Annotated in this window: 22 protein-coding genes; 10 read left to right on the plus strand and 12 right to left on the minus strand. The window is 52.5% G+C overall.

Annotation, left to right across the window (positions count from 1 at the left end; genetic code table 11):
• Positions 1 to 83 precede the first annotated feature (83 nt).
• Complete coding sequence (locus ABKW30_RS16995) at positions 84 to 290, plus strand: DUF3126 family protein (protein WP_348600086.1); 207 nt, start codon at positions 84 to 86, stop codon at positions 288 to 290.
• 154 nt (positions 291 to 444) lie between these two features.
• On the opposite strand, the gene ABKW30_RS17000 is transcribed toward ABKW30_RS16995, so the two are convergent.
• Positions 445 to 1,170 (minus strand): hypothetical protein, encoded by a 726-nt coding sequence (locus ABKW30_RS17000; protein ID WP_348600087.1) that lies wholly within the window; start codon positions 1,168 to 1,170, stop codon positions 445 to 447.
• Positions 1,171 to 1,273: 103 nt separating this feature from the next.
• On the opposite strand from ABKW30_RS17000, the gene ABKW30_RS17005 reads away from it, so the two are divergent.
• Positions 1,274 to 1,801: a gamma carbonic anhydrase family protein gene (locus ABKW30_RS17005; RefSeq protein ID WP_348600088.1), complete on the plus strand. Its 528-nt coding sequence runs from the start codon at positions 1,274 to 1,276 to the stop codon at positions 1,799 to 1,801.
• Between the two features lie 12 nt (positions 1,802 to 1,813).
• On the opposite strand, the gene ABKW30_RS17010 is transcribed toward ABKW30_RS17005, so the two are convergent.
• The 3 genes from ABKW30_RS17010 to ABKW30_RS17020 all read right to left on the minus strand — a co-directional run bounded on the left by ABKW30_RS17010 (position 1,814) and on the right by ABKW30_RS17020 (position 4,078).
• Positions 1,814 to 2,377, minus strand: a complete 564-nt coding sequence (locus tag ABKW30_RS17010; RefSeq protein ID WP_348600425.1) for a transglutaminase-like cysteine peptidase — start codon at positions 2,375 to 2,377, stop codon at positions 1,814 to 1,816.
• A 379-nt stretch (positions 2,378 to 2,756) separates the two neighbouring features.
• A complete protein-coding gene (locus tag ABKW30_RS17015) occupies positions 2,757 to 3,371 on the minus strand; it encodes a PilZ domain-containing protein (RefSeq protein WP_348600089.1) in 615 nt (204 codons plus the stop codon).
• A 59-nt stretch (positions 3,372 to 3,430) separates the two neighbouring features.
• The gene (locus tag ABKW30_RS17020; RefSeq protein ID WP_348600090.1) at positions 3,431 to 4,078 is read right to left on the minus strand and encodes a PAS domain-containing protein; all 648 of its coding nucleotides are present in this window, start codon (positions 4,076 to 4,078) and stop codon (positions 3,431 to 3,433) included.
• A gap of 351 nt (positions 4,079 to 4,429) precedes the next feature.
• Here ABKW30_RS17020 and ABKW30_RS17025 point away from each other — a divergent pair, with 351 nt between their 5' ends.
• The 3 genes from ABKW30_RS17025 to ABKW30_RS17035 all read left to right on the plus strand — a co-directional run bounded on the left by ABKW30_RS17025 (position 4,430) and on the right by ABKW30_RS17035 (position 6,459).
• On the plus strand, positions 4,430 to 5,137 hold the full coding sequence (locus ABKW30_RS17025; protein WP_348600091.1) for a rhomboid family intramembrane serine protease: 708 nt from the start codon (positions 4,430 to 4,432) through the stop codon (positions 5,135 to 5,137).
• Positions 5,138 to 5,359: 222 nt separating this feature from the next.
• On the plus strand, positions 5,360 to 5,791 hold the full coding sequence (locus tag ABKW30_RS17030; RefSeq protein WP_348600092.1) for a CBS domain-containing protein: 432 nt from the start codon (positions 5,360 to 5,362) through the stop codon (positions 5,789 to 5,791).
• An 89-nt stretch (positions 5,792 to 5,880) separates the two neighbouring features.
• On the plus strand, positions 5,881 to 6,459 hold the full coding sequence (locus tag ABKW30_RS17035) for an AAA family ATPase (protein WP_348600093.1): 579 nt from the start codon (positions 5,881 to 5,883) through the stop codon (positions 6,457 to 6,459).
• A 50-nt stretch (positions 6,460 to 6,509) separates the two neighbouring features.
• Here the strand turns inward: ABKW30_RS17035 and ABKW30_RS17040 are convergent, their stop codons facing one another.
• The 3 genes from ABKW30_RS17040 to folE all read right to left on the minus strand — a co-directional run bounded on the left by ABKW30_RS17040 (position 6,510) and on the right by folE (position 8,675).
• Positions 6,510 to 7,481 (minus strand): patatin family protein, encoded by a 972-nt coding sequence (locus ABKW30_RS17040; protein WP_348600094.1) that lies wholly within the window; start codon positions 7,479 to 7,481, stop codon positions 6,510 to 6,512.
• Positions 7,482 to 7,626: 145 nt separating this feature from the next.
• Positions 7,627 to 8,040 (minus strand): phosphoribosyl-AMP cyclohydrolase, encoded by a 414-nt coding sequence (gene hisI, locus ABKW30_RS17045; protein ID WP_348600095.1) that lies wholly within the window; start codon positions 8,038 to 8,040, stop codon positions 7,627 to 7,629.
• 8 nt (positions 8,041 to 8,048) lie between these two features.
• On the minus strand, positions 8,049 to 8,675 hold the full coding sequence (gene folE / locus ABKW30_RS17050) for a GTP cyclohydrolase I FolE (RefSeq protein ID WP_348600097.1): 627 nt from the start codon (positions 8,673 to 8,675) through the stop codon (positions 8,049 to 8,051).
• A gap of 256 nt (positions 8,676 to 8,931) precedes the next feature.
• Between folE and ABKW30_RS17055 the strand changes: the two genes are divergently transcribed.
• On the plus strand, positions 8,932 to 9,378 hold the full coding sequence (locus ABKW30_RS17055) for an iron-sulfur cluster assembly scaffold protein (RefSeq protein WP_348600098.1): 447 nt from the start codon (positions 8,932 to 8,934) through the stop codon (positions 9,376 to 9,378).
• A gap of 3 nt (positions 9,379 to 9,381) precedes the next feature.
• On the plus strand, positions 9,382 to 9,741 hold the full coding sequence (gene yidD / locus ABKW30_RS17060; protein ID WP_348600099.1) for a membrane protein insertion efficiency factor YidD: 360 nt from the start codon (positions 9,382 to 9,384) through the stop codon (positions 9,739 to 9,741).
• A 30-nt stretch (positions 9,742 to 9,771) separates the two neighbouring features.
• Here the strand turns inward: yidD and ABKW30_RS17065 are convergent, their stop codons facing one another.
• Positions 9,772 to 11,547 carry a glucan ABC transporter ATP-binding protein/ permease gene (locus tag ABKW30_RS17065; RefSeq protein ID WP_348600100.1) on the minus strand — a complete coding sequence of 592 codons (1,776 nt, stop codon included), beginning with the start codon at positions 11,545 to 11,547 and terminating at the stop codon, positions 9,772 to 9,774.
• Between the two features lie 198 nt (positions 11,548 to 11,745).
• Between ABKW30_RS17065 and crcB the strand changes: the two genes are divergently transcribed.
• The 3 genes from crcB to ABKW30_RS17080 all read left to right on the plus strand — a co-directional run bounded on the left by crcB (position 11,746) and on the right by ABKW30_RS17080 (position 14,036).
• Entirely contained in the window at positions 11,746 to 12,123 is a 378-nt protein-coding gene (gene crcB, locus ABKW30_RS17070) for a fluoride efflux transporter CrcB (protein ID WP_348600102.1), read from the plus strand.
• Positions 12,124 to 12,243: 120 nt separating this feature from the next.
• Entirely contained in the window at positions 12,244 to 13,230 is a 987-nt protein-coding gene (locus ABKW30_RS17075; RefSeq protein ID WP_008122997.1) for an RluA family pseudouridine synthase, read from the plus strand.
• A gap of 14 nt (positions 13,231 to 13,244) precedes the next feature.
• Positions 13,245 to 14,036 carry an ATP12 family chaperone protein gene (locus ABKW30_RS17080; protein ID WP_348600103.1) on the plus strand — a complete coding sequence of 264 codons (792 nt, stop codon included), beginning with the start codon at positions 13,245 to 13,247 and terminating at the stop codon, positions 14,034 to 14,036.
• A gap of 77 nt (positions 14,037 to 14,113) precedes the next feature.
• On the opposite strand, the gene glnA is transcribed toward ABKW30_RS17080, so the two are convergent.
• The 4 genes from glnA to uvrA all read right to left on the minus strand — a co-directional run bounded on the left by glnA (position 14,114) and on the right by uvrA (position 19,950).
• Positions 14,114 to 15,523, minus strand: a complete 1,410-nt coding sequence (gene glnA / locus ABKW30_RS17085) for a type I glutamate--ammonia ligase (RefSeq protein WP_348600104.1) — start codon at positions 15,521 to 15,523, stop codon at positions 14,114 to 14,116.
• A gap of 62 nt (positions 15,524 to 15,585) precedes the next feature.
• On the minus strand, positions 15,586 to 15,924 hold the full coding sequence (locus ABKW30_RS17090; RefSeq protein ID WP_008123000.1) for a P-II family nitrogen regulator: 339 nt from the start codon (positions 15,922 to 15,924) through the stop codon (positions 15,586 to 15,588).
• A gap of 241 nt (positions 15,925 to 16,165) precedes the next feature.
• Positions 16,166 to 16,969 (minus strand): DUF72 domain-containing protein, encoded by an 804-nt coding sequence (locus tag ABKW30_RS17095; protein WP_348600426.1) that lies wholly within the window; start codon positions 16,967 to 16,969, stop codon positions 16,166 to 16,168.
• A gap of 59 nt (positions 16,970 to 17,028) precedes the next feature.
• Complete coding sequence (uvrA, locus tag ABKW30_RS17100) at positions 17,029 to 19,950, minus strand: excinuclease ABC subunit UvrA (RefSeq protein WP_348600105.1); 2,922 nt, start codon at positions 19,948 to 19,950, stop codon at positions 17,029 to 17,031.
• Between the last annotated feature and the right edge of the window lie 385 nt (positions 19,951 to 20,335).

Below are 20,335 nucleotides of genomic sequence, written 5' to 3' on the forward strand. Positions count from 1 at the left end.
AAACGATTGCAGTCAGCCCTTTACAGGGAACAGTGCCGCATGGCAAACCGCTCTGACTCGACGAATATGACAGGAGATTTTAGGTGAAACCCGAAGAACTGAAAAAACTCGACAGCTACTTCAAGCGGACATTCCGCAATACGGAATTGGTAGTGAAGGCCCGCCCACGGAAGGATGATTCCGCAGAACTTTATCTGGGCGACGAGTTTCTCGGTCTGGTCTACAAGGACGAAGACGAGGGTGAGTTGTCCTACAACTTCTCCATGGCAATTCTGGAAATGGATCTATAGTCAGTTGTCTTGATATTCGCGCTATGCCGTGCTGCAAATGGAGATTTTCTTCGATCCCGTGCTCACGTACCTAATGTACGCTCCGCGCCGGTTCTCAAAAATAACCATTTTCGGTACGGCATATCGGGAATCTCTTCGCAACTTGATGTGGATTTCACTCGGCACTTTTAATGTGCCCACGCGCAAACTCTGCAATTTGCCTATCCAAAATCTGCCAGTCTTCAAGCATTTCCCTTGGAAACCGATATGTCAGCTGCAAATCGCCGCCGACGAAAATGTCACTTTGGCAGGAAGCAAGGTTATCGCGCGATGACTGCTCATCAAGGCAGCGGGCGACGAAGGGACGTTTCGCACCATGATCCGGTGCAACAAGAAGCTCCTCATTGACAAAGCCGCTATCGCTCCTGAAGCGCTGGATCGTCAAATCAGCGGGGCCTGCAACACCGGGTCCTTCGGTTAGCGGAAGATAGACCGGACCGTAGCGTCCGGACATATCCTGACTTCCCTGTCGCGTTTCAAACGTCAGGAATAGCAATTTCTTTTCTGATCCGGCGCCATTGAAATCATCCTTGAATTCGGGGGAATAACCCTGCATTTCCGGCCAGTGGAGGTAAAGATCGACACGCTCCGCAATTCCATTACGGCGTTGCCTGTCAAAGCGGATCATGTTTGCCGGAATTTGCAGTATGTCATTGCCGATGACGATTTCCTGAACTGAGGTGTCCTCGGTGTGACCGCCGAGCGAAATCGTATGGCCCAGAAAATAACCTGCTATAGTCAGGCACAGCGATAATGCGCCAAGCGCAGCCACGCAATAAAAGACCTTCCGCAAGAGCAGGCTTGCCGAAATCGCCTCAATCTTTTGCGTTGTCGCCTGCATGAATTCTTACCCGTAAGAGATTCCTGCAGGCAATGTAGCGGCTTATGTGCTGATTTATGGTTAACTGAATATCAATGAGCCGGGTGATTCTGGAGGAAAGCCAATGCCGATTTTCATGCTTGATGGCCATGAGCCGCAGTTTGAGCACCTCAAGTCAAACTGGATAGCGCCTGATGCAACGATTATCGGTAAAGTGTTCATCGGTGAGAATGCCGGCATCTGGTTTGGGGCAGTGCTGCGCGGTGATAATGAACTCATCCACGTTGGCCGTAACACCAACGTGCAGGAACACACGATCATGCACACGGATATGGGCTATCCGCTGACAATAGGTGACGGGTGCACAATCGGGCATCGGGCCATGCTGCATGGTTGCACAATCGGGGAAAATACCTTGATCGGTATAGGGGCGATCATTCTCAATGGCGCAAAGATCGGCAAGAATTCTCTGGTCGGGGCGGGTGCATTGGTCACCGAGCGCAAGGAGTTTCCGGATAATTCATTAATCGTCGGCTCTCCCGCCAGAGTTGTTCGTACGCTGGATGATGCAGCGATAGAGCAGTTAAAGCTTTCAGCTGCCCATTATGTTGAGAATGGCAAACGCTTCATGAGTGGCTTGGAGATCGCCTAGGGTCAGGACTTATTATTTTTCAATGCTGCCAACCAATACCTGGCGATCATCATTGATTGAAACCCATGCGCCGGTGTTCTTCGTTGATTGGCGCTTGAGGTAATCATAGTTTGTTTCATTCCATGGCTTGATGCGCGCTTCGAGATTATCGAGGACGTAATCACCTTGGCCGGTGCGGACCGTCAACACAGCATGACCTTCACCATTCATCTGACGGACGACCGTGATCAACAGATTGCTGAGCGGAATGCCGCCTTCATTAAGCAGCCTGCGCTTTAAGAGGACATAATCCTCACAGTCCCCAACTGTCGTCGGATAGGACCAGACTTCCGCCTTACCCCATATGTCCATATCAGTTTCAGGACGAACCTGCGCATTTACCTGACTGTTGACCTGAACAAGCATATTCCATGTCTTTGATGTCAGGCTGAGCGGCGTATCATTGCTGCTCTTGACGCTGCATTCGCTGCGATATGTCTGGCAGAACTCATAATGGCCGATTGGCTGCGAGGTGCGCCCACCTGTTTTCATGATTGACGCTGAAACACCCGCTTCAGCATAGGCGGCGATGCACATTAAAAAGAATGCAGCGCCAAGTAGGATTGTCTTTTTTATCATTACCGTCGTCTCCCCGGTTGAGGTGACAATGGCAGACAGAGTTTGATTGAGCGGAAATCTCGATGAGTAAATGTGATTGAATTAAGTAGTAAAAAATAAAGGAATTGGGGAGTTACTATGTATTAATAATAGTTATTATTCAGTTTAAAGTAGTAACGTTTTGAATAAATCTGAGAATATTAGAATTAAGCATTGGTTTAAATAAATATCTTATCATTTATATTGGCTTAACGCTTGAGAAAGTATCGCCGGACAATTGCCATGCTCTCGCAGCAATCGCGACAAAAATATTTCTGCGATATGAAGAAAAAACTGAAAATAATGCCAAGGTGACGGGTTACGGCTGTTCCTCAAAGGCCGCATCAATGGCTTCGCGACTTTGCACGGAAGAAAATTCAATGGCGACACCTTCCTCAAAATGCCGGACAACGCGTCCGCGCATGGTGCCGAGAATAACCTGGCTGTTAAGGGCAGGGCGCATGCGAAGCTCCACCGCCGCACCGGAAATGGAAAGATCAACGATCCGGCATGGATATTTCCGTCCATCCGCCATGGAAAGACTGGTAATCGGATTGCGTGGCGCAATACGCTGATGCCTGCGGTCTTCGGGCATATCCAGCTCATGCTTGTTGGCAAGCCAGGTCAATTGGGCGGCGATCTTGTTCTTCTTGCGGTCCGAAGCGATGAGTGACACAAGAAAACCGCCGCTCACGAGCCGTTCAACAGTGCCTTCGACCCGACCGATATGATCGATATAGGCTATAACGCGTTCGCCATTATTAGCCATCACGTCCGTGCTGATGACGACATCGCCGGGAGACATTTCATTGATCTGGCAGACGTGCTCAGTACGATCTTCGAGCATGAACCGGCCATAGAGCTGGACTTTGACGCTGTAATACTTGGCCGTGGTGGCAGAGCCTGGACTTGAGCCATCGCGGGTGAGTTGCATCGTTCTGTCCAGATAATGGAATTCGTTAAGCCTGTTGGCGCTAAACTATGCCATAATTCTTAACGTCGCGGTAATGGTTTCACATCTCCTTTAACCTGTCTTGAGGTTTTTCCGCCGTCCAGCAACTGCAGGTGGTCTGCCTTGCCACCGATAATTGTGTGAATAGCGCTTTTCGGACCTTGCGCCAGTCGCGCAACGCTTTGATCAGTTCTGATCCGGCGAGGTTCCAGTGTCGCGATCGATCTTATGCGGTTTTCAACGATGGAATCAGATTCGAGCCAAAATGGTTGCCCCAGCGTGACGATCATTCCAATCAGAAACTGTTCGTGTATCTCGTTGGCCAGCGGCAATAAAGTAAACTCGAAAAGTGCCGCACGTTCACGTGCGCTTGTACCTTCGGCATTTATACCCACAGGACTTTTGCCGGTCATTGAATTGGCAATCAGCCGTAGAATGCTGTGACGGTCCTGTGCCTGCCAAAGCGCAGCAAATGACGTATCTTTCAGTTCGCGGCCATGAATAGAGCAGATGCGGGTTCCTGCGAGACGAAACTTCGGCTCGCCTCCCGGACTTGCCTGGAGAATGAAAATATCTGCCAATTGCCGGGCGATGGCAGCAGGCGCTATTTCGCTACGTTCGGGCGCTGCGCGTGGCCCGCGCAGTTGCTCCCAGTAGGCGATTAGCTCTTGTGATTTTCCAGGCTGCATATATCCGTTCGTCCGATCAGGATGTGGGCGGACTGTGTCACCGACGGGATATCAACGCCACGTTAGATGTGCCCATGTCCACCGCGGCGGCCCGTTAAGGTTAACAAGTGGTTTACGTTGAGCCGTTGCAAGGAATGTGGGACAAAAGCCTACAAGATTTCATACCTGACCTTAAATTTGAGGCCGTCCGTCACCGGGCGGCCTTCTTTCTGTTTGAAACAGCTGACTTATCGGTTCCCCGCCTTGGCGTGGAAACCGGAAGCCGTTAGAGCCTTTCTTGCTGAAATAGAATCGTTCTGTTTCAACAAGAATGGCTCTAACGTGCCGGGATGAAACGAGGTCGATACAGCAATGACTGAACCAGAAAGCATGCGAGCCAGACCATCGGGAGGAGAACCGATGTTCAATATTCCGGGTATCATCCTTGCAGCTATTGGCATTTGCATAGCCGTTTTCGTCTATCAGACCTATATTCTGACAGGCGGGCAGGCCATTGAATTCCTGTGGAACTACGCCTTTATTCCTGCACGCTTTTCGCAGTTTGGCGGCGGCGGTTCAGCACTGGCATGGTTCACCAGCATTTCCTATTCATTCATGCACGGAAGCGTGGCTCATATTGCGCTGAACATGATCTGGCTGGCAGCGTTCGGATCTCCGCTGGCGGCACGTATCGGCCCCTTGCGTTCAACGCTCTTTTGGATTGTTACGTCAATCGCCGCCGCGCTAACCCATTACGCGATCTATCCCGATAGCATGGCGCCTCTTGTCGGCGCGTCAGGCGCTGTTTCCGGCATGATGGGTGCTGCCGCCCGATTTGGCTTCCGGCGCTCTACGTCACGCAATTCGGCGGCCTTCATTGGAGAAATACTCCCCATCGGCGTTGCCCTGCGCATGCGTACGGTTCTTACCTTCCTTGGCGTCTGGTTTGTCACCAATATTGTTACCGGGGTGTTGTCGCTCGGGGCGGAAGGCTCCGCATCGATTGCCTGGGAGGCTCATATAGGCGGATTTATCATCGGTTTCTTTGGGATATCGCTGTTCGACCGGCGCAATGCCTGAACAATCTTGTAAAAGCATGAGTACAAGCTATCGCGTCAAATCAAATGGTTACGGCGCGATACTTTGAATCCGATTTAGCCAAATCTCTTTGTGCAGACCAACTTTCAAGTGATCCACGTAATTGCAATGCAGTTGCAATAGGTGCAACATATAAGCACGATGAGTTAGATCGCAGAAGCGCATCGGGGGAGATGCAGCGGTCGAACATGAAGGAGGATGCACATGACAGTCAGATTGATTCTTGAACGCAAGGGCTATGACGTTTTCAGCACTAATCCTGATATGTCACTGGCAGATGCAATCACGGTTTTGGCAAAGCATAAAATCGGTGCGATTGTTGTTTGCGATGAGAAAAAGGCTATCAAAGGCATCTTGTCGGAACGCGATGTCGTTCGCGCCATCGCAGCCGAAGGTGCTGATGCTCTGTGGAAGCCGATTTCGGAGATCATGACAATCAAAGTGAAGGTATGCAGCGAAAGTCACACGATCAATCAGGTAATGGAAACGATGACTCAAGGCCGTTTCCGCCATTTGCCGGTTGAAAAAGACGGGCGCCTGCACGGAATTGTCTCGATTGGTGACGTTGTGAAGCTTCGCATTGAAGAAGTAGAGCGCGAGTCGCAGGAAATCCGCAGTTATATTGCAACTGCTTAGTGCGAATTCATCAAAGCACTAAGGGTTCATTTTGCTGCAACGAAGCCGACGTAATACCGCAATAATTCATCGCGGGGTTCAGGTGCGGGTTGAAAAAGACAGCAAAGATAATCTTCATCCATGGTGCATCAAGTAGTGGCAAGTCTACCCTTGCGCGCGCTCTTCAGTCACAATTGCCTGAGCCTTTCTGGCATGTTTCGATTGATCATCTCCGTGATTCCGGAATCTTGCCACTGGACCGCTTTCGGCGCGGAGATTTCAACTGGGGAGAGCATCGCAGCGCATTTTTTGAGGGATTCCATCATTCGCTCGTAGCCTATGCCTCGGCCGGCAATAATATTGTGCTCGAACATATCCTTGAGGAACCCCAATGGGTATCCGATCTGGCGGTGCTTTTCGCGCCATTTGATGTCTTCTTCGTCGGGCTTCACTGCAATCTTGATGAACTCGTCAAAAGGGAAACAATACGCGCAGACCGACCGATAGGAAGCGCAGCCGATGACTATCATCGAATTCATGTTGGTCAGAGATATGATTTGGAGCTGTCTGCAGGACGGACCGTGCAGGAGTATGCAAGCCAGGTCCTGTCGGCGTGGTCCGTCAGAAGGGCACCATCAATTTTCCAGCAGCTGGCACTCGAACGTATGAGTGAGCCATTTCTACTCTGAAATCTCGGATTGATTATCTTTCGGAACCTTGTTGCCGAGTGGACAAGAACTTAGAAAACCAGTTTCTGCATGCGTTCAAGTTCGCCGAGGCGGGCCATTGTCTCCTCATACCCGCTTCGGATTGCTTCGTCGGCGCGATGGAACTCCGCAAGGCCAATCGTGCCAACTTTGGGCAGCAACGCAATATCCGGCGGATCTCCTGCCATGCGCGCGCGCGAAATCCGATCCTGAATGATGTTGAAGGATTCCATCATAACGCCGGTAATCCCGAGGCGCTTCGAATAGGCCGGGCGACGCGAGCCTGAACCCTCAACATCGCCAGCCTGTGGATGCGGTGCTTCGGCGGAATGTTTGATGACAGCAGCGCGGCCAAATTGATCATAGTGAAGGTTGACCGCAACAACCAGTGGTTGCTCATATGACCGGCATACGGCAACTGGCACGGGATTGACCAAGGCACCATCGACCAGAATGCGTCCATTACATTCGACAGGCTCGAAAACACCGGGCAGGGCGTAGGATGCGCGCATCGAAGTGATAAGACTGCCGCGGGTCAGCCATATCTCATGGCCTGTGTTGATTTCAGTACAGACGGCGATGAAAGGCTTGGGCAAATCTTCGATGGATAGTTCTTCGAGATGTTCACGCAGTCTGCGATCCAGCTTCATGCCGCCGAACAGGCCGTTGCCACCAAAACGCAAATCGAGCAGGCTGAAAATACCGCGTTTGGTGAGGCTGCGCGCAAACTCTTCAAGCTGATCAAGTTTCCCGCCAAGATAGCAGCCGCCAACAAGCGCGCCAATCGATGTTCCGGCAATCATCGAGATTTCGATGCCTGCTTCATCCAGCGCACGCAGCACACCAATATGGGCCCAACCACGCGCAGCGCCGCCGCCAAGCGCGAGGGCGATGGGCGTTTTGCTTTGAACGGGCCTTTCAGGTGCTACGGCCTTCTCATCAGAACCATTGCTGATGCCGATCGATTCTGCTGCACGTGTCCGGCGCGATGCCCATTCGAGCATGGCATAAACTCCTAGAGTCGTGGACTTTCATTCGACTTCGATTGTGGTAACTAAAACCTGAATATTGCGTGAATAACAGTTCTTAGCTGACCAATGAAACGCGACTACAAACGTCGAAAACGGCGGATGCGAGGCATCGCTTCATCTAAAACTTCATTACCAATGATGGCTTTCCATCTTGCGCGACAACATTGCGATAGAAACATGACCGGCGACCCGTGTGGCAAGTCGGCCCGTCGCCAGCAACAGTTACTTTCAACCACAGGGCGTCCTGATCGCAATCGGTGCCAAGTTCGACAACAGTTTGCAGATTGCCGGAGGTTTCGCCTTTCTTCCATAGCGTTTGACGTGATCGGGACCAGTAATGGGCAATTCCCGTGTCAATCGTCAGCTGCAAAGCTTCCGCATTCATATGCGCAACCATAAGCAATTCGCCATCCCGCGCGTCCGTCACCACAGCCGTTATCAACCCCGCAGCGTCAAACCGCGGGGTAAATACAGTGCCTTCTTCGACATCATGATTGTGACCGGAGGCAGCAGAAAGTGAAGTATCGGCCATTCTTATCCTCAGCGGCCCCGCACCATGGTCATAAACCGAACCTGATCATTGACCTCATTCTTGAACGAGCCTGTGAAAGTCGTTGTCGTGGTCAGCGAGCCGGATTTGCGGATGCCGCGCATGGCCATGCACATATGCTCAGCTTCGATCATGACTGCAACACCGCGTGGGCGCAGCGAGTCTTGTATTGCACTTGCAATCTGTGCCGTCATGCTTTCCTGCGTTTGCAGGCGATGCGCAAAGATATCAACAACGCGCGCTATCTTTGACAGCCCGACAACCTTCTCCCCATCAGGCAGATAGGCGACATGCGCCTTGCCGATGATCGGAACCATGTGGTGTTCACAGTGAGAAAAGAAAGGAATGTCCTGAATGAGGACCATATCCTCATAGCCGGCAATTTCTTCAAAGGTTCGCCCCAACACATCGGCGGGGTCGAGTGCGTAGCCGGAAAACAGTTCCTTGTATGATTTGACGACACGTTCAGGCGTGTCCAGCAGACCTTCGCGGTCAGGATTATCACCTGCCCAAAGGAGCAGGGTGCGTACCGCTGCTTCTGCTTCTTCCTGAGTTGGACGGCGAACATTATTTTGCTTTGCAGTGGCTGACTGCAAGTTCTTCACTACCGCATCCATCGCGATCTCCCGTAGCCGCCCTCAAAGGAGCGACGAGTTAAACGGCAATACACGATAATCGTTCCCTGTCACGGAACGGACGGTGTATTGAAGTAAGAGCGGATCAATTAGCCGCCCGATAGTCATACATCCCATTGCAAAATTAATCTATGCGACTTTATGCATGCCTGCTCGCATACTATATAGGTAGTCTATAGAGAATTCATAGAGCATCAACGTCGAGTTGTGACGCGTTTAAGATGAAGATTGGCACATCATGATCAATGACGTTTACAATACGCGAATTCTGGAGTTTGCCGGCAATATTCAGCGGTTAGGCCGTCTCGATGCTCCCGATGCATCTGCGAAAGCGCATTCCAAATTGTGCGGATCAACTGTCATCGTTGATTTAAAAGTCGAAAATGGCGTCGTTTCGGATTTTGCTCATGATGTTAAGGCATGCGCGCTGGGGCAAGCCTCGTCCTCAATCATGGCAAGGCACGTGGTTGGTGCAACTCCCGAAGAACTCCGTGCATTACGCTTGACGATGTTGCGTATGTTGAAGGAAAACGGCGCACCACCTGAAGGACGCTTCGAGGAGCTGAAGTTTCTCGAACCTGTGCGCGACTACAAGGCGCGGCACAATTCTACCATGCTGACCTTCGATGCCGTGGTTGATTGTCTTGATCAGATTGACAGGAAAAACGCAGAAGCCGCAGCCTGACTTATGTGCAATGACCCAGCGCATAAGCATCCAGCCAAATACTCCCGCAATTGGGGTGGCCCGTGGCGCAAGACGCCCGGACGTCTACTTGGCACGGGGCTGGTCCGTCTTTATCAACTGACCCTCTCGGGATTTATCGGGAACTCGTGCAGGCATCTGCCGACTTGCTCGGAATACACCTATGAAGCAATTGCCCGGCATGGCTTTTGGGCTGGTGGCTGGATGGGTCTATTCAGATTTGCCCGCTGTGGGCCGGGCGGCACCAGTGGATTGGACCCGGTGCCAGTAGCGCTTGGAGCGCGTTTCGTCTGGTATTTGCCTTGGCGATACTGGAGCATAGCATCAAAAGAAAAAGGCCGCTGATCAGCGGCCTTTTGTTTATTCGCTAGTCTTTCAGGCCGCTGCCGGCTTGCGCGGGAAGGGCGTTACATTCGCCGTATCATCGTCGAGCTTCAAACCACCGGCTTTCAGCAGTGAGGTGAAACGGCCATTCTGGTGAGCCAGTTCATCGAAGCTGCCAGATTCAACAACTTCACCCTGATCCATGAACAATACGAGATCGGCGTCACGTACAGTCGACAAGCGGTGCGCAATGATGAATGTCGTACGGTTCTGGCAAAGCTTATCAACCGCAACTTTCACACGGGCTTCTGTCTCAACGTCGAGGGCACTCGTTGCTTCGTCCAGTACAAGAATGGGTGCATCCTTGAGGATCGCACGGGCGATGGCCACACGCTGGCGCTCACCACCGGACAACTGCGAACCGCGCTCGCCGACAACAGTGTCATAACCGGCTGACTTCGAGAGGATGAAGTCGCTTGCATCGGCAGCTTCCGCAGCGGCGAAGACATCTTCATCGGAGGCTTTAGGCCGACCAACACGGATATTGTCTTCGATCGTGCGGTTGAACATACCCGCATCCTGGAACACTGTCGCAATGGCATTACGCAACGAGCGGCGGCTGATTGTCTTCGTGTCGATATCATCGACAAGAATACGGCCTTCCTTGGGATCGTAAACGCGCTGCAGGAGATTGATCAGCGTTGTCTTGCCGGCACCCGTAGGCCCAACGATAGCAACAGTCTGACCAGCCTTCGCCTTGAACGTTACGTTTTTCAAGCCCTGCGAAGAATGCGGGAACTCAAAGGAAACATTCTGGAATTCCACATCGCCAGTAACATTATCGATATCATGTACGGACTTCGGTTCGACAGCATAGGCGGCCGATTCTTCCATTGCATAGAAGTCTTCGAGCTTGGCGCGGGCAGCGAAGATCTGGTTGACGAAAGCGCTTAGCTGGTCGAGGCGGCCGATAAGCAGACCGGCAAAACCTGTAAAGGCGACAACCTGACCAACATTCATCTCGTCACGCATGACGAAGTAAGAACCAAGCAGCAGAACGATAATCATCGAAATCGTTGATGCCATCCGATTGATACCGGCAGCAAGAGCCCACCAGTTCAGAACCGGATACTGGGATTCCAGCAGGTTCTTTGTATAAGTCTGCAATGCGCGGGTTTCTTCTTCAACGCGGTTGTAGCTCTGCAATACCGAGATATTGCTCATGGAGTCACTAACATGGCTGAACGCTGTGATGTGGTGACGTTCCACCTGAGCCTGACCGTCCTTGGTCTTGCTGGTGACGACACGCACAACCATCATGTAGACCACGCCAAGCACAACGAGGACCGAGGTTAAACGCCAATCCTGGCTGAGAGCGAGCGGGAACAGCAGCACGAGGCCAACGGCAGTCGCCAGATGGGTGCGCATGAATTCGAGCCACAGGCCGAAAAGAGTTTCAACCGCACGAAGCAATGTGTGCAGGGCATTTGATGTACCGCGCTGATGATGCCAGGCAAGTGGCATGCTGATAACGCGATTATAGGATTCGGTAAGAACAGCAAGCTTGCGGCGATGGGCCAACCTGTCTGCTTCGCGAGATACCAGAACGTTGGCTCCGATATGGAACAAGCCCACAGCAGCCAGTTGGCTGAGCGGAGGAATGATAGCTGTTTTGGTTGCGATGGCCTGAATCACACGGCCGGCAAGCCATGGTTCTACGATCATGCTTGCAGCGAGTGCGATATTGGCGATGCATATAAACATGGTCGCACGCCTCTCGGCGCCGAGATATTGGAGGGATCTCCAATAGATGTTTAATAATGACACTTTGCCACTCCGATTGCTTGGTCCGCCACTCGCGCGTAGAAATGACACTGCATCAGACTCTTGTGCACCGCAATATTCAATGCTCTAAAGTCTTGATTGTTCCCTGTCGGGATGGGAACATTTTTCTACGGCTCGTAACGTCCCGTGATGAGTCAACTTACTGAGATTGCAAATTAAACCAGCTGAACTGAATGTAACATGAACGCAATATTACTCGTCGCATCCGGAGGCGCCATCGGCTCGGTCTTGAGATATCTCACCGGTATCCTCATGACGCGCTTCTTTGGTGCAGCCTTTCCCTATGGTACGCTTGCGGTCAATGTGATCGGCGGATTGCTGATGGGGCTGTTCATTGAATTGCTGGCACGCCGCTTTGATGGTTCTGAAGAACTTCGCCTGTTCGTGGCAATCGGGATTTTGGGCGGTTACACGACTTTCTCGTCTTTTTCGCTCGATGTTGTGTTGCTTTGGCAGCGGGGCGAGGCTGCAAGTGCCGCATTTTACGTGCTGTTGAGCGTCGTATTGAGCATTGCTGCACTGTTTTTAGGATTATGGCTCGCAAGAACGGTCGCTTAATGCTAAGCGCTGCCGACAAGACCTTTATAACTCCATAAATAATCATTCGATGCGATTTCCGCGTTTCAAACGCTCAGGACACGCCGAATCTGAAGGTCTGGGATTAAAAGGCTTGAGCTGATGGCAGCGGTAGAACAAAAAACAGTCGATACGGGTGAGGCGGAAATGCGCCTCGATCGTTGGTTCAAAGTACATTACCCGGGCTTGGGGTTCGGGCATCTGCAGAAATTGTTGCGCTCCGGGCAAATCCGCATCGATGGATCACGCGCCAAATCCGACACGCGCCTGCAAGCCGGGCAGACTGTTCGCATTCCGCCACTGCCGGTCGATTCCAAGGCTGAGGGGCACTTGACCGGCAAAAGCATACGCGGCCGTGACGATGGCGATGTTCTCAAGCAGATGCTGCTTTACGAAGACCCGAAGGTCTATGTTTTCAACAAGCCTGCGGGATTGGCAGTGCAGGGCGGTTCCGGCGTAAATCGGCACGTCGACGACATGCTGGAAGCGTGGCGCAACAAAAAGGGCGAAAAGCCCCGACTGGTTCATCGGCTGGACCGTGATACTTCCGGCGTGCTTGTGGTTGCCCGCACCCGCGGCGCAGCGCAGGCGCTGACTGCAGCATTCCGCGAACGCGAGACCAAGAAAACCTATTGGGCACTGGTCAAAGGTATCCCGCGCAAGCGCGAGGACAAGATTGCCACATGGCTTGCCAAGGAAGCGACGGAAGATGGTGACCGCATGCGGGTGGTCCCGCATGGCGAGCCGGATTCGGACCACGCAATCTCCTATTACCGCGTGATAGAATCTGCCGGGCAGGTGCTGACCTGGCTGGAAATGGAGCCATATACCGGCCGGACACATCAGCTTCGCGTTCATGCAGCACACATTGGTTGCCCGATTATCGGTGATCCAAAATATTTCGAAGCCGATACCAATTGGTCTTTCCCCGGCGGCATTCAGAATCGGTTGCATCTTCACGCGAGGCGCATCCGCATACCAAATCCATCAGGTGGCATTATCGATGTTACCGCGCCACTGCCACCGCATATGGTGCAGACATGGAACCTGTTGGGTCTGGACGAAAATGACGGAAACGAAGACAATTAAGTATAGGCATTGATATGCGCGATGAACTTTTCAGCATGGACACAAAGCAGGAGCTTACCGATCCGGACCCTGTTCGCCGTGCGCAAATCACCTCGAAATTGCCCTTGCCAAAACGGTTCTATAAAGAAGCGGCAGTCGCTGAGCGCGATGGACAGTTTGCCGTGGAACTGGACGGGCGCGGCGTAAAAACACCTGCGCGGCAGAACCTGTTGCTTCCCACCCGCGCAGCAGCACAGATCATCGCTGACGAATTTTCCGTGCAGGAAAAAGAAATCGATCCGGCGCGCATGCCGGCGACACGCCTTGCCAACACCGCAATTGACGGGATCGTCAATGATCCACAGGTCGTGCTTGAAGATGTGCTGCGGTTTGCGTCGTCAGATATGCTTTGCTATCGCGCCGGTTCACCCGAACGACTGGTACAGCGCCAGACAGAATCCTGGGACCCGATTGTCGATTGGGCAGCAACAACACTTAATGCGCGCTTTATTCTGGCAGAAGGTGTGATGCATGTGGAACAGCCGCGCGAAGCCCTCGGTGCTTTCAGCGTTCATCTTGGCGGCTTCACCGATCCTTTCGCGATTGCATCGCTCCATACGATCACGACGCTGACCGGCTCAGCCATTTTAGCGCTCGCTGTTGCAAAAGGTGAAATTTCCGGCGACGAGGCTTGGAAGCTTGCTCATCTTGAAGAAGACTGGACAGCAGAACAGTGGGGCGTGGATGCCGAAGCTGCGGCACGCCGCGCAATTCGTCAGCGTGAAATGCAGGCCGCAGTCAAAATACTGGAAGCTGTATCGGTCTAGAAGGCTGATCTGCCCATAATGCTCCAAACGAAAAACCCCGGCGTTGGCCGGGGTTTTGTATTCTGCTCTGGATCAAATCAAACCGAGTAGTACATGTCGTATTCGACCGGATGCGGGGTCATCTCAAAACGCATCACTTCAGCCATCTTCAGTTCGATGAACGAGTCGATCTGATCATCATCGAATACACCGCCAGCCTTGAGGAAGGCGCGATCCTTGTCGAGGCTCTGGAGAGCTTCACGCAGCGAAGCGCAAACGGTCGGGATCTTCTTGAGTTCCTTTGCAGGAAGATCATAAAGGTCCTTGTCCATCGGCTGGCCGGGGTGGATCTTGTTCTTGATGCCATCAAGACCAGCCATCAACATGGCGGCAAAGCCGAGATATGGGTTTGCTGTCGGGTCCGGGAAACGGATTTCAACGCGCTTTGACTTCGGCGAAGAACCGAACGGAATACGGCAAGAAGCTGAACGGTTACGGGCAGAGTAGGCCAAAAGAACCGGAGCTTCATAACCCGGGACCAGACGCTTGTAGGAGTTGGTCGACGGATTTGTGAAGGCGTTGATTGCCTTGGCGTGCTTGATGATGCCGCCGATGAAGAACAGGCAGCTTTCTGACAGGCCAGCATACTCATTGCCTGCAAATGTCGGCTTGCCATCTTTCCAGATCGACATGTGGACGTGCATGCCCGAGCCATTATCGCCGAAGATTGGCTTCGGCATGAAGGTAGCAGTCTTGCCATAGGCATTGGCAACCTGATGCACGACATACTTGTAGATCAACATCTTGTCGGCGTTGCGTGTCAGATGATCGAACTTGATGCCAAGTTCGTGCTGAGCAGCAGCCACTTCGTGGTGATGTTTTTCAACGCGAACGCCCATTTCCGTCAAAACGGTGAGCATCTCGGAGCGCATGTCCTGTGCGCTATCGATAGGAGGCACAGGGAAATAGCCGCCCTTGACGCGCGGACGGTGACCCAGATTGCCCGTCTCATAGTCGGTGTCATCGTTGGACGGCAGTTCTGTGGAATCGAGCTTGAAGCCTGTATTATATGGATCTACCTTGTATTTCACGTCATCGAAAACAAAGAACTCAGCTTCCGGGCCAACAAAAATCGTATCGCCAACGCCTTCCGCCTTCATATAGGCTTCGGCCTTCTTGGCTGTGCCGCGCGGGTCGCGATTGTAGGATTCGCCCGAGACCGGATCGAGAATGTCGCAAAGAATAACCATGGTCGACTGCGCGAAGAACGGGTCCATGTGAACCGTATCAGTGTCGGGCATGAGAACCATGTCGGATTCGTTGATGGCCTTCCAGCCGGCAATAGACGAGCCATCGAACATGACACCATCAGCGAACATGTCTTCGTCGACTTCAGCGACATCCATCGTCACGTGCTGCAGCTTGCCCTTGGGATCTGTAAAGCGCAGGTCGAGGAACTTTACGTCGTTGTCCTTGATCTGCTTGAGAATATCATTTGCAGTCGTCATACCAATTTTCCTTATTAAGCGCGATGATTGGGTGCCGGATGCGTTGCCGGCAACGGATTGGATCAAATGGCGTCGATACCGGATTCACCGGTACGAATGCGGACAACTTCCTCGATATTCGAGACAAAGATTTTTCCGTCGCCGATGCGCCCTGTTTGTGCAGCTTTGCGAATTGCTTCTATCGCTGCTTCAACGGATTCATCGCCCAAGACGATTTCCACCTTAACCTTCGGCAAGAAGTCGACGACATATTCTGCGCCACGATACAATTCCGTGTGACCCTTTTGGCGGCCAAAGCCCTTGGCTTCAGTGACCGTGATGCCCTGAAGCCCCACTTCCTGCAGTGCTTCTTTCACCTCGTCCAGCTTGAACGGCTTGATGATGGCTTCGATTTTCTTCATCAGAGATCGATCTCCCTATGTAACCGGCGGGCCTATGCCCGCTTGTCCATATTAAAAGCATGAAGCGTGCCAATTCCATCGCTTTTGAAGAATAAATTTGAAACAGTAATCTAAGCCTGTAGCCGTGCGGAGTTTTTGATTTTTGCAAGATACCCTCGATTGAAAGGGCAATATGTGAAGTCCTGTGTCGCATAAAAATTATGCATAGTGCTCATTATTTAGGCAAGGTGTGGGGTGGAGGCTACTTAATCCGTTTCGCGAGTGCTTGAGCTGCCTGCGGAGCGCGCACTTTGCCTTCGTGAATGAAATAAACGAACACATCGCGAGGCCGTTTCTCTATCTTCTGGTCGGGAGCGGCCAAGGGAAGATCATCCGGCACACCCCCCTTAGACCAAAGCTGTGACCGCTCAGCCCACTTGTCCAAAGCCTTAGCTGAATAAGCTGTTTCAATATTATCATCGCCCTTTTGAAGCCGGGCATAGACAAAATCTGAAGTTACGTCGGCGATTTCGGGATAGTCAAAATGTTCGGCATAGACGACTGCAACGTCTTTCTTGCGAGCCAAGGCGATAAAATCAGGATCGATAAACGAAGGATTGCGTACTTCAACAGCGTGACGAAGCGGCAGGCCCGCTTCTTTACGGGGAAGGAGGTCAAGAAACGCGCCAAAATCCTCGGCGTTGAACTTTTTCGTCGGTGCAAACTGCCAGATCAATGGACCCAGACGATCTCCAAGTTCGGCAAGACCGGATTTAATGAACCGCTCCATGGACTCGCCAGCTTCGGCCAGCACCTTGCGGTTGGTGACAAAACGGTTGCCCTTGACGGCAAAAATGAAACCGTCCGGCACCTGACCAGCCCATTTGGCAAAGGTTTCCGGCTTCTGTGTGCCATAATAGGTGCTGTTGATCTCTATTGTCTGGAGATGCTGGCCCGCATAATTGAGTTCTTTGGCTTGCGCGAGACCTTCAGGATAGAAGGTTCCGCGCCATGGTTCGAAAATCCAGCCGCCGATACCTGCGCGAATGGTGCCCGCCATCTCAATCTCCTCCCTCTAACCGGGTGGAAACGACCACCCAGCTTTTGTACTTAACCGAACCTCTTCTATTCCGCTGCGGCCTGTGCCCTGTGTCCCGGGCGGCGCCGCAAAAGCTCTTTCAGGAACTGACCTGTGTAAGAGCGTTCGACATCGACAATATCCTCCGGTCGCCCGACTGCAACGATCTCACCCCCGCCATCGCCGCCTTCCGGCCCCAGATCAATCACCCAATCCGCAGTTTTGATGACTTCGAGATTATGCTCGATCACCACAACCGTATTACCCTGATCCACAAGCTCATGCAAAACTTCAAGAAGTTTTGCTACGTCATGGAAATGCAGGCCAGTTGTTGGTTCATCCAGAATGTAGAGTGTCCGTCCCGTTGCCTTGCGGGATAGTTCCTTGGCAAGCTTGATGCGCTGCGCTTCGCCGCCGGAAAGCGTATTTGCCTGCTGGCCGACATGGATATAACCAAGCCCGACTTTGGCCAGTGTCTGCAATTTGTCACGAACGGCGGGGACCGCAGCAAAGAACTCGGCACCTTCTTCAACAGTCATATCGAGCACGTCGGCAATCGATTTGCCCTTGAACAGAACTTCCAGTGTTTCGCGGTTGTAACGTTTGCCGTGACAGACATCGCAGGTGACATAGACGTCAGGCAGGAAGTGCATTTCGATCTTGATAACGCCATCGCCCTGACATGCTTCGCAGCGCCCACCTTTAACGTTGAACGAAAAGCGACCAGGCTGATAACCCCGCGCCTTGGCTTCGGGCAAACCGGCAAACCAGTCGCGGATTGGCGTGAACGCGCCCGTATAGGTAGCTGGATTGGAACGCGGCGTGCGTCCGATCGGCGACTGATCGATATCAATGACCTTGTCGAGAAATTCGAGCCCCTCAATATGATCATGCTCGGCAGGATGTTCACGCGAACCCATGATCCGGCGCGATGCGGCTTTGAACAGCGTCTCGATAAGGAATGTTGACTTTCCGCCACCCGAAACGCCGGTTACGGCGGTGAAGGTACCCAGCGGAATTTCTGCCGAGACGTTTTTCAGATTGTTGCCCCGCGCTCCGGCAATCTTGATCCGCTTTTTGTTGACCTTGCGGCGTTCCGCCGGAACAGCCACTTCTATCTCGCCGGACAGATATTTGCCGGTCAGAGATTTCGGGCTCGCCATAATGTCTGCCGGACTGCCTTCCGCAATGATTTCGCCACCGTGAATACCGGCTGCGGGGCCGATATCAACAACGTAATCTGCGGTCAGAATCGCGTCTTCATCATGTTCAACGACGATGACCGTGTTTCCAAGATCGCGCAGGTGACGCAATGTCTTGAGCAATTGTTCGTTATCACGCTGATGCAGGCCGATGGATGGCTCATCCAGAACATAGAGTACGCCGGTGAGACCTGAGCCAATCTGCGATGCAAGCCGGATGCGCTGGCTTTCGCCGCCCGATAATGTGCCTGAATTACGTGAAAGCGCGAGATAATCGAGGCCGACATCGTTGAGAAACCGCAGGCGTTCGCGAATTTCCTTGAGAATACGCGCCGCGATCTCAGTCTGTTTCTCATTGAAACTCTTGTCGATATCGCTGAACCATGCATCCGCATGACGAATGGATTTCTCAGTGATCTGACCGATGTGCAGGCCACCAATTTTCACGGCGAGCGCTTCGGGCTTCAGACGATAACCTTTGCAGGCCGGGCAGGGCGTGCCGGACATGAAGCGTTCTATTTCCTCACGCGACCAGGCAGAATCCGTCTCTTTCCAGCGGCGCTCCAGATTGGGAATGACACCCTCGAATGATTTGGTCGTGCGGTAAGAGCGCAGGCCATCATCATAGGAGAATGCGATCTCGCGGCTGCCGGTGCCATAAAGAATAGCCTCGCGTGCATCCTCATTCAGGTCGCGCCAGCGATCGCCAAGCTTGAATCCGTAGGCTTCACCAAGCGCCTGCAACGTCTGGCTGTAGTAGGGAGAACTTGACTTCGCCCAAGGCGCAATCGCGCCGTTTTTCAGCGTCAACGCCTCGTCCGGAATGATCATCGTCGGATCGATTGCCTTTTGCGTACCAAGGCCATCGCAGGTCGGGCAGGCGCCAAACGGATTATTGAACGAGAACAGGCGCGGTTCAATTTCCGTGATGGTAAAGCCTGACACGGGGCAGGCAAATTTTTCCGAGAACATGATACGCTCATGCGTTTCGTTCTTGGATTTATTGGCCGATTCACTGGACGTTTCATCCGCAGGTAGCGGCTTGTCAGCAAATTCCGCAATAGCGATGCCATCAGCAAGTTTCAGGCAGGTTTCCAGGCTATCAGCGAGGCGCGCAGAAATGTCCGGGCGTACGACGATACGGTCGACCACAACGTCGATGTCGTGCTTGTACTTCTTGTCCAGCGCCGGGACATCCGCGATTTCATAGAATGTGCCATCGACCTTTACACGCTGAAAGCCGCGTTTTTGCAGGTCAGCGAGTTCCTTGCGATATTCGCCCTTACGACCACGCACGATAGGCGCGAGAATGAACAGGCGAGCGCCTTCCTCAAGTGCCATGACGCGGTCCACCATCTGGCTGACGGTCTGACTCTCGATCGGCAATCCTGTTGCCGGCGAATAGGGAACGCCAACGCGTGCATAAAGCAGGCGCAGATAGTCATAAATCTCTGTGACAGTTCCCACTGTCGAGCGCGGATTGCGGCTGGTTGTCTTCTGTTCAATGGAAATTGCAGGAGACAGGCCGTCGATCTGGTCGACATCCGGCTTCTGCATCATTTCCAGAAATTGCCGCGCATAAGCCGAAAGACTTTCGACATAGCGTCTCTGACCTTCGGCATAGATCGTATCAAAGGCGAGGGATGATTTGCCCGAACCGGACAAGCCGGTCATGACAATCAGCTTGTCCCGCGGCAGGTCAAGATCGATATTCTTCAAATTATGTTCGCGCGCACCGCGAATGGAAATGTACTTCTGATCGCTCATGTTCGTTCGCCTTTGACAGGGCATGCCGCTATTTTGGGGAATTGCTCTCTAGGAGAAGCGTTCCCTTTATTTAGTGCGTTATGGATAATTTACGAGGCCGGGTTTTACCCACCGTCTTGAATCACCATAGCCATGTTGACATTGTTAGAGCAAGTGATAGAACAAAGAAAGAACAAAAATTACGGACACTGACTCTTGACGTTTGTGAATGTGTTCGACGGCGGGCTGACGGCTGATACGTCCATCAGAGATGATCGAAGTATGTAAGCAGTGCGGGAATGTCTCCTGACAAATCTGGCAGGAGTGTTGCATTGGAGATTGAAGCACGGTTCGGTAACGAGTTGTATATTGTGGATAGTGGCAATCAATTGTCCGCCGCTGCCAC

The sequence above is a fragment of the Phyllobacterium sp. SB3 genome, assembly GCF_040009165.1.
In the GTDB taxonomy this organism is placed as follows: Bacteria; Pseudomonadota; Alphaproteobacteria; order Rhizobiales; family Rhizobiaceae; genus Phyllobacterium.